Source organism: Motiliproteus sp. MSK22-1, from assembly GCF_001968815.1.
Taxonomy (GTDB): Bacteria; Pseudomonadota; Gammaproteobacteria; order Pseudomonadales; family Balneatricaceae; genus Motiliproteus.
In genome coordinates this window covers 1-15592 of sequence record NZ_MIEQ01000021.1, presented here as the reverse complement: position 1 = coordinate 15592, position 15592 = coordinate 1, and the positions used below count along the sequence as shown (strand labels likewise).

The following is a 15592-nucleotide window of genomic DNA, read 5'->3' as shown; positions in this document are numbered from 1 at the left end:
CCTCCTTCATTATTGCGTCAACTCATTGGATTGCGCCTGATTATTGAAATCTATGTATTCAAACTGTAGCTAATTATTTATGAGAATATTCATTAACCAAATAATTAAAAAAACGGATAAAAAATCATTCTCCTAACCGTTCTCTATCAGCTCCTGACATCTAATTAATTTAACTACAGAAAAAAAGGAAATAAACAGTCGAATAACACATACACTTTCAAATTTTTTTGAGGAATAAAAAATTTAGGAAAAGCGCTAAGTCATAAGAGATCCATGGAACACCAGGATCCCTTTGAAAACGTCGAGACCTCTCAGCACCTACATTTTCAAATTTTTTTTCAAAGTGTATAAATCAAATCACTGTTTTTAAAAAACAAATCAAACGATAGAATCAATTTTATTCTCATTTTTTAATAGAAACACGCCATGCCAAACAATTTAATTAATAACTATTATTTTTAAAAACAAATATTATAAATTCAAATCTGATTATGTAATCCAATTCAGATATACATCAAACAGCGGAGTTAAAGAAGAATGAATATTGAAAAGTACTCAAAAGAACGCTACACAACTAAAGTTTTCGACTCAGATTCCTCTTTGTCTGACAGCATTATTAATAAAGTTAAAAATTTACTACAAGTCAGCCCTTCATCAGTCAATTCCCAGCCTTGGCATTTTATTATTGCCGGCACGGAGAGTGGAAAACAGCGGATTGCAAAAGCAGCATCGGGCGCATACGAATACAACAAGCCCAAATTAACAGACTCATCTCATGTGATCGTCTTTTGTTCAAAAACGTCAATAGATGATGACTATCTTGAAAAGCTCCTTGATCAGGAAGATTCTGATGGTCGTTTTGCAAATGGAGACTTTCGTGAAGCCCAGCGAAAGGGCCGCTCAACGTTTGTAAACCTGCACAAATTTAACTTGAAAGACTCTCAGCACTGGATGGAAAAGCAGGTTTATTTAGCCTTGGGGACACTGCTTTTAGGAGCGTCTACTCTTGAAATAGATGCATGCCCAATGGAAGGTTTTGATCCCACTATTTTGGATCAGGAACTTGGTCTGAGAGAAAAAGGATTGACCAGTGTCGTTTTAGTCGCTATTGGAAAAAGGTCCCCAGAGGATTTCAATGCACCTCTTCCGAAGTCCAGACACAAGCAAGAAGATATTTTCACCAACTTGTAGTCTATTGTCTTTATTGGCGTACTAAGGGTTCTGCGTATCAGAGGTCAGTTTAAGAAATGATGTAGTGACTGAGGCCCCTCTGAGCAACTATCGGGTGCCTCTTTACAACTAGCCCTGAATGCAACCACCCACTAAAACTATCCATTACGACTACTCAGCACAACTACCCATTGGAATCAATATTCAGGATAGCCCCCTCATTCAGAGAGAAAAAATTCTCAGGCACGGAACGCTTAACCGGAGTGGAAAGAATCATCATGGTGTTGGTATCACTCAGATCACAAAAACAATCAAGTATTGCATCCAGTTCCGACATTGATCGGGTCGCCAGCTTAACTAAAAATGCCTGTTCTCCGGTCACATTAAAACACTCAACAACCTCATCAAAACTCAGTACCAGTTCCTTAAATTCCCGCTCTTTGGTGCGAAACACCTTGCACTGGACTAACGCAACAATAGGATAACCAAGCTTATCCAGATCGATATTAACGCTGAACCCTGTGATCACCCCCGCACTTTCCAGCTTCCGTACACGCTCAGCAACTGCTGGGGCAGAAAGGTGTACTCGCTTTCCTAATTCCGCATAGGAAATACGCGCATTTTCCTGCAAAGCAGCGATAATTTTTTTGTTTATGCTGTCATACATGATCAGTTCACTTGCTCCAGGTACCCATCAAAAAGTCAGTGTGCGCTTTGCCATCAAAGCACTTTATCTAAGACTTCAATCCAATGTCGAACCGGCACTTCTGCTTTGGTTTCCAGATGCAACTGGCATCCGATATTGGCAGTAACAATTTGCTCAGGGGCCTCAATAGTTAACGCTTTCAACTTCTTACTCAACAGTTTTTGACTCAATTCAGGTTGTAAGATTGAATAGGTACCTGCAGATCCGCAGCAAAGATGGTTATCCAGAGTTGCCACTAATTCAATTCCCACCTGCGTGAGTACCTGCTCCACTTTTCCAGAGAGCTGTTGCCCATGTTGCAAGGAGCAAGGGCAGTGAAAAGCTGTCTTTATTTTTCTATCCTTATCAGTATTGCCCAGTCTCAACTTTGATAAGTCTTCTGTTGCCAGAACTTCACTGATATCCCGTGTCAAAGCGCTGATCTTTCGCGCTTTCTGATGATACTCGGGATCATCTTTGAGGAGCTGACCATATTCCTTAACCATAGAGCCGCAACCTGATGCAGTGACAACAATAGCTTCAGCACCTCCTTCAACCGCAGGCCACCAGGCATCAATGTTTCGACGAATAAAGCCTTGAGCCTCTTTCGGTTTTGATAAATGCTGATTAATCGCTCCACAACAGCCTGCCGAAGACTCTTCAACCAAAGTGATCCCCAGACGATCAAGCACTCGTGCCGTGGCTGCATTCGTATCAGGTGCCGCCGCAGGCTGAGCGCAGCCAGCCAGAGCCAGCATAATCCGAGTATGACTGTTTGACGGCCAGGGGCTGGCACGACGGACAGGTGGAATCTTAGCTTTGAGAGATCCTGGCAGTAAAGGTCTGCCAAGCTGCCCCAGCCGCAACAAAGTGCTAAAACGTTGAGGGTAAGGCAGTATCCTTCGCAGCCCCCAGCGCAATATACGTTCTTTTAGCGGCCTGACCTGCTGGCTCTCAATCAACTCCCGACCAATATCCAGCAACCGGCCATATTTAACCCCGGAAGGGCAAGTCGTTTCACAACTTCTACAGCTAAGGCAACGATCCAGATGCCGGCGGGTTTTATCTGTTACCTTTCCCTGTTCCAACAATTGCTTAATTAAATAAATTCGTCCCCGGGGACCATCCCGTTCATCAGAAAGCTCCTGATAAGTCGGGCAGGTCGCAGTACAGAATCCACAGTGTACACAGCTTCGCAGAATACTATCTGCTTCGGAAATACCGGGGGAATCAATCAAGTCAGCGTGAATGCGGGTTTGCATTAAAGTCAAAGCCTCTTTTTTACAGCCAACTATAAAGCCGACCCGGATTAAACAGACCTTCAGGATCAAAAGCCGCTTTTAATCTCTTCTGGATTAACTGCAAGACCTCCGGCTGGCGATGAAAAGTATCTATCTGACGGTTCCCACCCCGATAGCAACTTACCTGCCCTTGCGCCGCTTCAGCTAAAATTTCCAGTTCCTGCATATCGTAATTGCCCCGCAGCCAGCGCTGTGCTCCGCCCCAGTCAATCAGCCAATCACCTGCCGGTAATATCTCCGAACTGCTGGGCTTAACAGTGAAGCGCCACAGAGGCTCTCCGGCACTTAGTCGCCCTGCACTTTCATCTAAACGCTTCAGTTCGCTTTTGCTGTTAAAAAAAGGTAATTTCTGTTCGCGGAGTTTCTGCCAGAACTGATCAGCGTTGTGTAGTTCTTCTCCTGACCAGAGTTTAAGAGTACCTTCTACAGCACGTTCCGTTCCTGAGAGTCGCAGATAAAGTTTGCCATCAGTCCAACAGGCACCAGACAGGGGCCGGGACTCTCGACTACGTTGGTTCATAAGATTAATGGCCTGAGCCATTGTTACCTCCTGTACCAGAGTAGCAGTCGCTGCTGGCCGTGGAAGAACCTTTAAACTGATTTCTGTGATTATCCCAAAGGCCCCTAACGCACCAGCCTGTAATCTTGTGACATCGTAGCCAGCAACATTTTTCATCACCTGGCCACCAAAGCGCAAATGCTCGGCTTTACCGTTGATCAAGCGGATACCCAATACCTGATCCCGAACAGAACCACCCCAAGGACGAACCGGTCCGGAAAAATTGCAGGCCAGAGTTCCGCCCAAAGTCGCCCGCCCCTCAAACAATGGGGGTTCAAAAGATAGCATCTGCTGGTGCTCATTCAATAATGCCTCAATTTCAACCAGTGGTGTTCCGGCACGGGCAGTTAACACCAGCTCTACCGGTTGATAGCTGACAACCCCCCGGTGTTCGGTCATCGATAACGCTGCCCCACGAATATCTCGGCCATAGAACCTCTTGCTTCCACCACCAATAATATTCAACGGGCTCTTTGCGTTACGGGCATGATGGACCTGTTCGATCAATTCTTCGCTGATATCTGCCATTTCAATGGTTCCCCCCTGAAGGAGCTGGCTTTTCCAGCGTACGGTACTCCTGGCAATGTCTTAGTAGCGGCACTCCTTTACCAGGGTTCAATGTTCCAGCGGAATCAAATGCGTCCTTAATAGCATGAAACTGTGCCAACTCCTGTTCCGAAAACTGGCTGTGCATTTGTCTTATTTTTTCTACACCTACCCCATGTTCTCCTGTAATACAGCCCCCCACCTTAACGCAGAGCTCTAATATTCGGGCACCAAACTCCTCTGTCTTTTCAAACTCTCCCGGTATATTTGCATCAAATAGAATGAGCGGATGCAAGTTTCCATCACCGGCATGAAAAACGTTGGCGACCCGCAGACCATAGTATTCAGACAGTTTTTGCATTTCGGTCAACACATACGCCAACTGCCCTCTTGGTATGGTTCCGTCCATGCAATAATAATCAGGAGAAATCCTGCCAACGGCCGGGAAGGCTGATTTACGCCCCTTCCACAGCAACGCGCGTTCCGCTTCATTTTGTGAGACTCTGACTTCAAACGCCCCCAGCTGCTGAAAAGCCAGTTCAACCTGCTCAATATGTTCGTGCACCTCTTCTTTCGTACCATCAACTTCACAAAGCAACAGCGCTTCTGCGTCCAACGGATAGCCTGCTTTGGCAAAATCTTCAGCCGCACGAATAGCATGACCATCCATCATTTCCAAACCGGCAGGAATGATTCCCTGTGCAATAATCTGTCCGACAGCATCCCCAGCTTTCTGAACACTATCAAAGGCAGCCATCACCACTTGGGCCTTTTCTGGTATCGGTAACAACTTAACGGTTATTTCAGTGACCACTCCCAACAAGCCTTCGGAGCCGGTTATCAATGCAACCAGATCCATACCTGCACTGTCCAGTCCCTCGCATCCTAGACTGATCAGTTTCCCTTCGACGGTGAACATTTTAATTTTCAGTATGTTATGTACCGTCAAACCATATTTCAGGCAGTGGACACCACCGGAATTTTCGGCAACGTTTCCACCAAGAGTACAGGCTATCTGAGATGACGGATCAGGGCCGTAATAGAGGCCGAACTCAGCAGCAGCCTCACTGATGGCAAGATTTCGAACCCCTGGCTCAACCCGCGCCATTCGCGCAACAGGATCAATATCCAAAATCTGATTGAATTTGGCCAAAGATAATACAACACCATTCTTGTCAGGCATTGCCCCAGCACAAAGGCCGGTACCAGCTCCCCTGGGAACAACGGGTATCCCATACTGGTGGCAGATTTTCAGCAGCCCCTGAACCTGATCGAGGGTTTCAGGAAGCACGACCAGCAGTGGCATCTGGCAGTACATCGACAGCCCATCGCACTCATAGGGTCTCTGAGTTTCCTGATCTGCAATAATTAAATTAGGGTCAATAAATGTGGAAAGAAGTGTAACCAGCTCTGCTTTTGTCAGAGAAGACTTTTCAGTCATATGGACAGCTCCCTAGGATCGTCTCACTAGGTATATAAAATTACGAGGCATATTGCCATAGAGACGAGCTGTCAATTTATGATGATCAGCAAAGATAGGACGAACAAACCTGCAACATGCCGGTATTCATTACCTTGATCTCCAAGCCTGAGGGCCAAAGGGCTTGTTTATAGGTTCCCTAACTAAGTGCCTGGTTACCGGTGCAAGTGTAGTTGCAGATTAAGTGGGGGTAAATAACCGCAGTTCTCCCTTCGATATTGGACTCAGTAACGAAGCTTTGTAATCCCGTAGCCGATTTCTGCCTGACTAGCACCATGTACTCAGTGCCGGGAGTTAACAACTCAACCCCCTGATCAAAGATAGCATCCTCAATTTGCACAAAATCACCGATGCCGATCTCTCGCCAAAGAAAGTCAGCTTCTATAATTAATTCCGATAAGTCGCTGTTATCCATAACTGTAAGTGTAGTCGTTGGCGCAGAGATCAGTCATATAAAACGAAAATTAGTCACATCGAGTAATGCTACTAAAACCATTATTCCCTATCGAAGAAAGGGTTATCCTTTAAGAACCACCATCAAAGTCCAGTTGGCGCCAGGCTTCATAGACCATAACTGCCACCGTATTGGATAGATTCAAACTGCGACTATCAGGCATCATTGGCAACCTTAAGCGTTGCTCTCCAGGCATCGAATCCAAAATATCTGCAGGCAAACCCCGAGTTTCAGGCCCGAAAAGCAACGCATCGCCAGCATTAAATTTCACTTTTGCATAGCTATGACTGCCCTTGGTCGTTAACGCGTACACCTTACCAGGGCAAATCTTATCAAGACACTTCTGAAGAGAGGGGTACTGCTGTACTACAGCCATATCACGGTAATCCAGACCAGCACGACGAACTTTTTTCTCATCCAACTCAAAGCCAAAAGGTTCGATAAGGTGTAATTGAAAGCCAGTATTGGCACACAGACGAATAATATTACCGGTATTGGGCGGGATCTCCGGTTGGTAAAGAATGATATGCAACATAACTCAGCGCCTAAAATACAAGCAGGCTATTATAGGGTGCTGGTGGATCTGGCAGCAACGACAGAAAAAAAATAACAACTACTCTTCACCATTACTGGCTTCCGATTCCATACCCAGCTCTTTTATTTTCCGAGTCAGCGTATTTCGCCCCCATCCCAGTAATATTGAGGCATCTCGTCTCCGCCCACCCGTATGCTTCAGTGCGCTTTCTATCATAATCCGTTCAAACGCAGGTACAGCTACAGTTAATAGTTCCTGCTGACCACGTATTAACTCCTGCTCGGCCCAGACTCGTAGCGCATGCTCCCAATTTCCAGCCGGTAATGGTACTTCTTCCTCCGCCAGTAGCTCTGGCGGAAGATCGGAAACCATTACTTCTCGCCCAGAAGCCATTACGGTAATCCAGCGGCAGGCATTTTCCATTTGCCGGACATTACCCGGCCATTGCAATGAACAAAAATACTGCTCGGCCTCTTCACTCAGGACTTTGCACTCTACCGACAGTTCTTCTGCAGCCCGCCCCAGAAAATGCTGGGCCAGCTTAGGAATATCTTCTCGCCTGTCACAAAGATTAGGTATGTGTATTCGAATGACATTCAGTCGATGGAAAAGATCTTCTCGAAAACGCCCCTCCCGAACCAACAACTCCAGATTCTGGTGAGTCGCAGCAATAATCCGCACATCTACCTTGATTGCCGTATGGCCACCAACCCGATAGAACTCACCATCAGCCAGCACTCTCAGCAAACGAGTCTGAGTTTCTGCTGGCATATCTCCTATTTCATCTAAAAACAGGGTCCCCCCATCGGCCTGCTCAAAACGACCTTTGCGTTGTCCACCAGCGCCAGTAAAAGCTCCTTTTTCATGGCCGAACAGTTCAGACTCAATCAGATCTTTAGGGATAGCTGCCATATTGAGCGGGATAAATGGTTGCCTCGCTCGGGGGCTATGCTTATGCAATGCATGTGCAACCAGCTCTTTACCAGTCCCTGATTCACCGTTGATCAGTACGGTAATATTAGATTGCGATAGGCGACCAATAGCGCGAAACACCTCCTGCATTGCAGGAGCAGCGCCTATAATCTCCGTCTCTTCCTCTAGATCAGTGACCTGAATCTGATCTTGATTTTCCTGCGAATGAATGACCGCCCTTTTGACGATAGCAACGGCATCATCAACATCAAAAGGCTTGGGAAGATATTCAAACGCACCTCCCTGATAAGATGAAACGGCACTGTCCAGGTCGGAATGGGCCGTCATGATAATCACAGGCAATTGTGGATAAAGAGTCTGGATGTTACTTAATAACTCCAGACCATCAATTCCTGGCATACGAATATCACTAATCAACGTATCAGGTAATTCCCGTTCCAGCGCTTTTAGCGCCATATCACCGCTCTCAAAGGCCTTTGTTTCTATTCCCTCCTGCTCCAGCGCTTTTTCCAGCACCCAGCGAATGGATCGATCATCATCAACAATCCAGACATTATTTACCGTTCTCATGGTTTTGCTCCAAGGGAATATAAATCATAAACTCTGTGCACCCCGGCTCACTTTTGCACTCAATCAAACCCTGATGCTGATTAATTATCGATTGTGCAATAGACAAACCTAGCCCTGTTCCTTCAGCTCGGCCGCTGATCATGGGATAAAACAACGTCTCTTTCAGTGCTTCCGGAATTCCCGGACCGTTATCAGTAATACCGATTTCACAGACCAGGCGATGGCGCTCCGCCCCTAGTGTGAACTGGCGAATGGCCCGCGTACGCAGTCGTACACGAGGCATGGGAGTCTTGGCTTCAGTCAACGCTTGTATCCCGTTTTTCACCACATTCAGGACAGCTTGAATCAGCTGTTCTTCATCACCATCCAGATCAGGAATACTGGGATCATAGTCGCGGACAATCTCTACATCACCGGCAGTTTCAGCTGCTATCAAGTTATAAATTCGTTCAAGAATGAAGTGAATATTCAGCGGCTTCATCTGAGGCATATTTCGCGGCCCCAGCATTCGGTCAACAAGATTCTGCAGTCTGTCTGCTTCACTGATGATCACCTGGGTATAATCGACCAGACTCTCATCAGGTAACGCTCGTTCTAATAATTGTGCAGCACCACGAAGCCCGCCCAACGGGTTTTTAATTTCATGGGCTAAACCACGAATAAGCCCTCTGGTTGTCTCCCTTTGATTACGGGCATCTTCCTCACGAGAAATTCTGATCAGCCGATCTCTGGGTTGAATTTCTACCACCAAGTATTCTGTATGCTCACTCAACATGGGAGAAACACAGTAATCTGCAGCGATTTCCTTACCGTTATAGAGCAACAGCTGGGCTTCACGTTTGGTAAAGGAGTGACTTGAATCAGTGGCATCAATAAGCACATCGTGAAATTCAGCATCATCACGAATCAGGCTGATAATGTTTTCGCCTTCAATACGTTTAAAACTGACTTCGAATAACATCTCACCCGCTGGATTCATATACCGCAGACAACGATCACTATCGAGCATCAGCACTGCAGCTGACAAGTTATCCAAGAGTTGTTTATAGAAAGAATGCACCGATCTATTCCCATCAACTGATTAGTACTTATTTACACGAATCCAGCCCGATCCCTGCTGATTCATCTTTTTCGATTAATAACGACTTAGTTACTCTTATTTCAGTTAGCAAGAACCGCACCATCAAACTCAATCAGAAAAATCTTGATAGTCCGAGGGCTAAAGAGTCTCTCCTCTTCTTATAAGAATAAACCTACCCCATCGTTTGCACCAATATAGTGCACAATAAAAAAATGAACCAGAATAACGCAACACTCTCACCTTTTTGTAAGGCATAAAAAAACCTCCCGAAGGAGGCTTTTTATCGGTTGCTTTTACACAACGCTATTTACACGCTGTAGTACAGATCAAACTCTACAGGGTGAGTCGTCATATTCACTCTTTCGATCTCTTCGTTCTTCAGAGCAATATAAGCATCGATAGTATCGTCAGTGAATACGCCACCGGCAGTCAGGAAGTCACGATCCTTATCCAGAGCGTCCAAGGCTTCTTCCAGGCTGGAAGCAACGGTTGGGATCTCAGCAGCTTCTTCAGCTGGCAGATCGTACAAGTCCTTATCGGCAGCATCACCAGGATGAATCTTGTTCTGAATTCCGTCCAATGCAGCCATCATCAGCGCAGAGAAGCACAGGTAAGGGTTTGCAGATGGATCAGGGAAACGGAACTCAACACGACGAGCCTTCGGATTGGTCACGTATGGAATACGAATAGAGGCAGAGCGGTTACGGGCAGAATAAGCCAACATAACAGGTGCTTCAAATCCGGGAACCAGACGCTTATAGGCATTGGTAGAAGCATTAGCAAAAGCATTAATTGCTTTAGCGTGCTTGATCACCCCACCGATTGCGTACAGAGCCATATCGCTCAGGCCGCCGTAGGAGTCGCCGGAGAAAAGGTTCTGTCCATCTTTGGAAATAGACATGTGAACATGCATACCTGAACCGTTATCACCCACTAGAGGCTTAGGCATAAAGGTAGCTGTTTTACCGTAAGCATGCGCTACGTTATGGACACAGTACTTAAGAATCTGAACTTCATCAGCTTTCTCAACGATGGAGTTAGCACCCACACCAATTTCACACTGCCCTGCTGTACCTACTTCATGGTGATGAACTTCAACTTCCAGTCCCATAGCTGTCATCGCGTCACACATAGCGGCTCGCAGATCGTGCAGGGAGTCAACTGGAGGAACAGGGAAATAACCACCTTTAACTCCAGGACGGTGGCCAATATTACCACCTTCAAAAGCAGCATTTGAGGACCAGGCCGCTTCATCAGAAGAGATGCTGTAGCCACAACCACTGATGTCAGCATGCCACTTAATATCATCAAATACGAAGAACTCCGGCTCAGGACCGAACAAAGCGGAATCACCAACACCGAGAGACTTCATGTACTCTTCAGTGCGACGAGCCACAGAACGCGGATCACGCTCATAACCTTGACCGGTAGCAGGCTCAACGATGTCACAACGTACAATGACGGTAGCATCTTCGGTGAACGGATCCAGAACAGATGCATCATCACAAGGCATCAGGATCATGTCGGACTCGTTGATCCCCTTCCAGCCAGCAATGGAAGAGCCGTCAAACATCTTGCCTTCTTCGAAGAAATCTTCGTCAACTTCAGTGGCAGGAATTGTTACGTGCTGCTCTTTACCTTTAGTGTCTGTGAAGCGCATATCAACCCAGCGGGCTTCGCTTTCTTTTAGCAGTTGCAGAGTCTTCTCTGACATAACTGATCTCTCCGATTAATATTTAGCTATATAAATTTTTTGGTACGTGAACTTTTAACTATCGATAACTTGGATCACGCATGCTTATGTTCAACCCTGCCTCACATATAGCAAATGCTGTGCCAAAACAAAATACTCGTTATCTTGTTGAATTTATTAGAATAGCAACTATAAACAACAACCAGCCTGCACCAAAAAAACGCACCAAAAACAAAAACGCACCATCATGGTGCTAAAAATCAAACTTGGCGCCTCATCACAGAGCATACTGAAACACTCCGGTTAATGAGGGCTGTATAGCATACGCCTAAATCTCATGCACTTTTACTGTTATTTACACGGTCTTCATCAATTATCTGTTGTATAATTGCGCCTTTTCCTTGGGGTACCCCGGAGTAATAGAAAGTGATAGAAAATCTCAGAAACATTGCCATTATCGCACACGTCGACCATGGTAAAACAACCCTGGTAGACAAACTTCTGTCTCAATCGGGCACACTCGCCCGCCGTGACGAAGGTGCTGAACGGGTCATGGATTCCAACGACCAGGAAAAAGAGCGTGGCATAACCATTCTGGCAAAAAACACCGCTATCGAATGGAATGACTATCACATCAACATCGTAGATACTCCGGGACACGCCGACTTCGGTGGTGAAGTCGAGCGAGTATTGTCGATGGTTGACTGTGTGTTATTGCTGGTCGACGCGGTTGATGGACCAATGCCTCAGACTCGCTTTGTGACCCAAAAAGCCTTCGCTCAGGGACTCAAGCCAATCGTGGTTATCAACAAAATTGACCGTCCTGGCTCCCGTCCTGATTGGGTTATGGATCAAGTCTTTGATCTGTTCGACAATCTGGGAGCTACCGATGAGCAGCTTGATTTCCCTGTTGTTTACGCGTCGGCATTGAATGGTTTTGCCGGTCTCGAAGCCGACAACATGGCCGATGACATGACGCCTCTTTTTGAAGCGATTGTCAAGCATGTAGAACCGCCTCAAGTCGACACCGAAGGTCCTTTTCAGATGCAAATTTCAGCACTGGATTACAACAGCTACGTTGGTGTTATTGGTGTTGGCCGTATAAAGCGTGGAAACATCAGCGTTAACACTCCTGTCAAAGTGGAAGACCGCGAAGGTAAAGTCCGCAATGCTCGGGTACAGAAAATCATGGGCTACATGGGCCTTGAGCGTGTTGATGTAGAAAGCGCCCAGGCTGGTGATATTATCTGTATTACCGGTATTGATGGACTAGGCATCTCAGACACTATCTGTGACCCAGAGAATGTAGAATCGCTGCCACCTCTGAGTGTTGACGAACCCACCGTATCCATGACATTCCAGGTTAACGACTCACCATTCTGTGGCCAGGATGGTAAGTACATTACCAGTCGAAATATCAAAGACCGTCTGGATCGTGAACTTATCCACAACGTAGCCTTACGTGTTGAACAGGGCGACTCTCCCGATAAATTTATTGTATCGGGACGTGGTGAGCTTCACTTGTCTGTTCTTATCGAAAGTATGCGTCGAGAAGGCTTCGAGCTGGGTGTTTCCCGACCTGAAGTAATTCAAAAAGAAGTTGACGGTGAAATTCAAGAACCATTTGAACAGCTGATGATCGATGTTGAAGATCGCCATCAGGGTAGCATCATCGAAGAACTGGGTAATCGCAAAGCCGAAATGACTAACATGGAAGTTGATGGCAAAGGCCGTGTCAGACTTTCCTTTGTTGTCCCATCTCGAGGCTTAATTGGATTTCGTAGTCAATTTCTGACCATGACATCTGGAACGGGAATAATGACCTCTGTTTTTGATCATTATGGTCCCGTAAAGGAAGGTGAAGTCACCAGCCGCATCAACGGAGTTCTTATCTCCAATTGCTCAGGAAAGGCATTAGCTTACGCCCTGTTCACTTTGCAGGAACGTGGCCGGTTACTGATTGATCCTAACATTGACGTATATGAAGGGGTTATAATTGGCATCCACAGTCGTAACAATGACTTGACGGTAAACCCAACCAAAGCAAAGCAGTTAACGAACATTCGTGCAGCGGGTACCGATGAAAACCTACTGTTAACTACACCTATCCGGTTTACCCTGGAACAGGCACTGGATTTCATCGAAGATGATGAGCTGGTTGAAGTTACACCTAATTTCATTCGTATCCGTAAGAAATTACTGAAAGAACACGAGCGTAAGCGCGCATCTCGAAGTAAAGATTAATACGAAAGAATAGACAGGCAGGCCCGTAAGGGCCTGTATTTCCGTTATACTCAATTACATTGCGTACATTAGGAAGGGACTATGCTGACTCTATTTCCAGAAATTCAGCCTTCTGTCAGTAGTCGGCTACCAGTAAGCGATGGGCATGATCTTTACTACGAGCAAAGCGGTAATGCCCGAGGCATACCCGTACTGTTCGTACACGGAGGCCCAGGAGGTGGCACAAGTGAATTTAATCGCCGATTCTTTGATCCAGAGAAATATAGAATAATTCTCTTTGATCAAAGGGGATGCGGAAAATCCCGCCCTCATGCCAGTATCGAAAATAACACCACCGCCCATCTGATAGAAGATATCGAACAGCTGCGCAAACACCTTGGTATCGATCAATGGCTACTGTTTGGTGGTTCCTGGGGCACGACTCTCAGCCTGCTCTATGCTCAAAAATATCCGGATAAAGTTTTAGGTATGATCCTGCGAGGAATATTCCTTTGTCGCGAGCAAGATATTCACTGGTTTTATCAGCATGGTGCCAGTCAAATCTTCCCCGATTTCTGGAAAGGCTTCCTTGAGCCGATCCCTTTGGAGGAACAGCATGATTTGCTCAATGCCTATCATCGTATCTTAACCAGCGATAATGAAATAGCCCGAATGTCTGCGGCTAAAAGCTGGTCCACCTGGGAAGCTAAGTGCTCAACATTGGAACCAAGTACTGGTTTGGTAGGCCACTTTAGTGCCCCACATGTCGCTCTTGCCCTAGCTAGACTTGAAGCCCATTACTTCGTCAATAAAGCGTTTATCGAAGACAATCAGATCATCAATAATGCTGCAACAATTCAGCATATCCCCACCACCATTATCCATGGGCGCTATGACATGGTATGCCCAGTAAGACAAGCTTTAGAACTCCACGAAGTACTTCCTGAAGCGGCCTTCCATATCGTGCGGGATGCAGGTCACTCCGCTATGGAACCAGGCATCACTGACAATCTGATCAAAGCAACCAACCAGTTTGCTTTACGACTCGCCTAAATGCTTGCCTTAATTCAGAGAGTCAGCGAAGCATCGGTTCGTGTTAATGGTGAGATTATTGGTGAAATAGGTCACGGCCTATTACTTTTCCTTGGTGTTCAAAAAGGGGATTGTCCAGAAAAAGCCAATAAACTCTTGAAGAAAGCCTTAGCCTACCGTGTTTTTAGTGATCAAGACGATAAAATGAACCTAAGCCTGCAGCAGGTGAATGGTGGATTATTAATCGTATCTCAGTTCACCCTTGCAGCGGATACAAAAAAAGGATTACGACCAGGTTTTTCAAGTGCTGCAACCCCCTCCGATGGGGAGCATCTTTACAACTATTTTGTACAGCAGGCAAAGTTGAGTCACCCCAACGTTGAAACAGGATCCTTTGGCGCTGATATGAAAGTAAGTCTTCTAAATGATGGCCCTGTCACTTTTATGCTTAACGTTTAAGCGCACTCTATACCTGAGTATCCTTAATTTAAGTAGGCTCTGAGTTTAACAACGACAAGTTGTTGAGCAAGCATACCAATATAAGGCTAAAAATAGGAAATATTCCTATATAAACAGAGGCCATAAAAAACGGATACTTAGCTCGCGAGGTTATCAGAGGGAACTGATGGCTGACAGGGACGACAGCTTGGTAGCATGGAAACGCGACGCGCAAACCGCCTCGTCTAAGGGCTCATATCAGGACGGTATGAGCCCTAACTCCCTCAAGCTTTCCATTAAATCCCAATTGCTGAATAATCTTTACGATTTCAAACAGACAGTATAATAATAGATATTTTCTATACAAATCAAAAGATTGAATAAAAAACCTTATCTACTCCATCGGCCATCATCTGATTTATGGTTTCAAAGTAGCCATGTAACACAAGAGCCATAGAGTTAGACAAGGAATTTGCCCTACTCTCGAGCAGGTCATTTCAACACACACCAGATATAAAAAAAGGGCCACCCTAACGGATAGCCCTTTTTTCATAATAGGCGCTTGGCGATGACCTACTCTCACATGGGGAAACCCCACACTACCATCGGCGCTGATCCGTTTCACTGCTGAGTTCGGGATGGGTTCAGGTGGTTCCAAATCGCTATGGTCGCCAAGCAAAAAAGGCGTGAATCTGTGATCTATGTTGCTTTAAGTTCGTTCTCTGTCGCTCGATCGATCTATCAATATCCGGTCGTTACAACTTGTGTCTTCGTCTGTGCCGATCATCAACACCGCTTTGGTGTTATATGGTCAAGCCTCACGAGCAATTAGTACTGGTTAGCTCAACGCCTCACAACGCTTACACACCCAGCCTATCAACGTCCTGGTCTT

The 15592-nt window shown here is 45.9% G+C and carries 13 protein-coding genes and 2 rRNA genes; 4 read left to right on the top strand and 11 right to left on the bottom strand.

All coding sequences use genetic code 11. From position 1 onward, the window contains the following. Nucleotides 1-537: 537 nt before the first annotated feature. Nucleotides 538-1191, top strand: a complete 654-nt coding sequence (nfsB, locus tag BGP75_RS02715) for an oxygen-insensitive NAD(P)H nitroreductase (protein ID WP_076714849.1) — start codon at nt 538-540, stop codon at nt 1189-1191. Between the two features lie 163 nt (nt 1192-1354). On the opposite strand, the gene BGP75_RS02710 is transcribed toward nfsB, so the two are convergent. The 9 genes from BGP75_RS02710 to glnA all read right to left on the bottom strand — a co-directional run bounded on the left by BGP75_RS02710 (nt 1355) and on the right by glnA (nt 11028). Then, nucleotides 1355-1837: an Lrp/AsnC family transcriptional regulator gene (locus tag BGP75_RS02710; protein ID WP_076714847.1), complete on the bottom strand. Its 483-nt coding sequence runs from the start codon at nt 1835-1837 to the stop codon at nt 1355-1357. Nucleotides 1838-1890: 53 nt separating this feature from the next. Further along, nucleotides 1891-3117: a glycolate oxidase subunit GlcF gene (glcF, locus tag BGP75_RS02705; RefSeq protein ID WP_076714845.1), complete on the bottom strand. Its 1227-nt coding sequence runs from the start codon at nt 3115-3117 to the stop codon at nt 1891-1893. A gap of 19 nt (nt 3118-3136) precedes the next feature. Further along, nucleotides 3137-4243, bottom strand: coding sequence for a glycolate oxidase subunit GlcE (glcE, locus tag BGP75_RS02700; protein ID WP_076714843.1), 1107 nt, complete (start codon nt 4241-4243; stop codon nt 3137-3139). Between the two features lies 1 nt (nt 4244). Continuing rightward, on the bottom strand, nt 4245-5702 hold the full coding sequence (locus BGP75_RS02695) for an FAD-linked oxidase C-terminal domain-containing protein (RefSeq protein ID WP_076714841.1): 1458 nt from the start codon (nt 5700-5702) through the stop codon (nt 4245-4247). Nucleotides 5703-5880: 178 nt separating this feature from the next. Next, nucleotides 5881-6156, bottom strand: a complete 276-nt coding sequence (locus BGP75_RS02690) for a hypothetical protein (RefSeq protein WP_076714839.1) — start codon at nt 6154-6156, stop codon at nt 5881-5883. A gap of 109 nt (nt 6157-6265) precedes the next feature. After that, entirely contained in the window at nt 6266-6730 is a 465-nt protein-coding gene (trmL, locus tag BGP75_RS02685; protein ID WP_076714837.1) for a tRNA (uridine(34)/cytosine(34)/5-carboxymethylaminomethyluridine(34)-2'-O)-methyltransferase TrmL, read from the bottom strand. A 78-nt stretch (nt 6731-6808) separates the two neighbouring features. Next, nucleotides 6809-8233, bottom strand: a complete 1425-nt coding sequence (glnG, locus tag BGP75_RS02680; protein WP_076714835.1) for a nitrogen regulation protein NR(I) — start codon at nt 8231-8233, stop codon at nt 6809-6811. Continuing rightward, nucleotides 8217-9293, bottom strand: coding sequence for a nitrogen regulation protein NR(II) (glnL, locus tag BGP75_RS02675; protein ID WP_076714833.1), 1077 nt, complete (start codon nt 9291-9293; stop codon nt 8217-8219). The genes glnG and glnL overlap by 17 nt, the downstream gene beginning before the upstream one ends. Nucleotides 9294-9621: 328 nt before the next feature. Further along, entirely contained in the window at nt 9622-11028 is a 1407-nt protein-coding gene (gene glnA / locus BGP75_RS02670) for a glutamate--ammonia ligase (protein WP_076714831.1), read from the bottom strand. Between the two features lie 405 nt (nt 11029-11433). On the opposite strand from glnA, the gene typA reads away from it, so the two are divergent. The 3 genes from typA to dtd all read left to right on the top strand — a co-directional run bounded on the left by typA (nt 11434) and on the right by dtd (nt 14721). Further along, nucleotides 11434-13251: a translational GTPase TypA gene (typA, locus tag BGP75_RS02665; protein WP_076714829.1), complete on the top strand. Its 1818-nt coding sequence runs from the start codon at nt 11434-11436 to the stop codon at nt 13249-13251. A gap of 81 nt (nt 13252-13332) precedes the next feature. Then, nucleotides 13333-14283 carry a prolyl aminopeptidase gene (pip, locus tag BGP75_RS02660; RefSeq protein ID WP_076714827.1) on the top strand — a complete coding sequence of 317 codons (951 nt, stop codon included), beginning with the start codon at nt 13333-13335 and terminating at the stop codon, nt 14281-14283. Then, on the top strand, nt 14284-14721 hold the full coding sequence (dtd, locus tag BGP75_RS02655) for a D-aminoacyl-tRNA deacylase (RefSeq protein ID WP_076714825.1): 438 nt from the start codon (nt 14284-14286) through the stop codon (nt 14719-14721). It abuts the gene before it with no gap. Nucleotides 14722-15260: 539 nt separating this feature from the next. On the opposite strand, the gene rrf is transcribed toward dtd, so the two are convergent. After that, nucleotides 15261-15376, bottom strand: a 5S ribosomal RNA gene (gene rrf, locus BGP75_RS02650). A 131-nt stretch (nt 15377-15507) separates the two neighbouring features. Beyond that, nucleotides 15508-15592 (bottom strand): 23S ribosomal RNA (locus BGP75_RS02645); the annotation flags it as partial.

Coding starts and splice junctions, on each gene's coding strand:
- nfsB (WP_076714849.1), top strand. CDS start 538: ATGAATATTGAAAAGTACTCAAAAGAACGCTACACAACTAAAGTTTTC.
- BGP75_RS02710 (WP_076714847.1), bottom strand. CDS start 1,837: ATGTATGACAGCATAAACAAAAAAATTATCGCTGCTTTGCAGGAAAAT.
- glcF (WP_076714845.1), bottom strand. CDS start 3,117: ATGCAAACCCGCATTCACGCTGACTTGATTGATTCCCCCGGTATTTCC.
- glcE (WP_076714843.1), bottom strand. CDS start 4,243: ATGGCAGATATCAGCGAAGAATTGATCGAACAGGTCCATCATGCCCGT.
- BGP75_RS02695 (WP_076714841.1), bottom strand. CDS start 5,702: ATGACTGAAAAGTCTTCTCTGACAAAAGCAGAGCTGGTTACACTTCTT.
- BGP75_RS02690 (WP_076714839.1), bottom strand. CDS start 6,156: ATGGATAACAGCGACTTATCGGAATTAATTATAGAAGCTGACTTTCTT.
- trmL (WP_076714837.1), bottom strand. CDS start 6,730: ATGTTGCATATCATTCTTTACCAACCGGAGATCCCGCCCAATACCGGT.
- glnG (WP_076714835.1), bottom strand. CDS start 8,233: ATGAGAACGGTAAATAATGTCTGGATTGTTGATGATGATCGATCCATT.
- glnA (WP_076714831.1), bottom strand. CDS start 11,028: ATGTCAGAGAAGACTCTGCAACTGCTAAAAGAAAGCGAAGCCCGCTGG.
- pip (WP_076714827.1), top strand. CDS start 13,333: ATGCTGACTCTATTTCCAGAAATTCAGCCTTCTGTCAGTAGTCGGCTA.
- dtd (WP_076714825.1), top strand. CDS start 14,284: ATGCTTGCCTTAATTCAGAGAGTCAGCGAAGCATCGGTTCGTGTTAAT.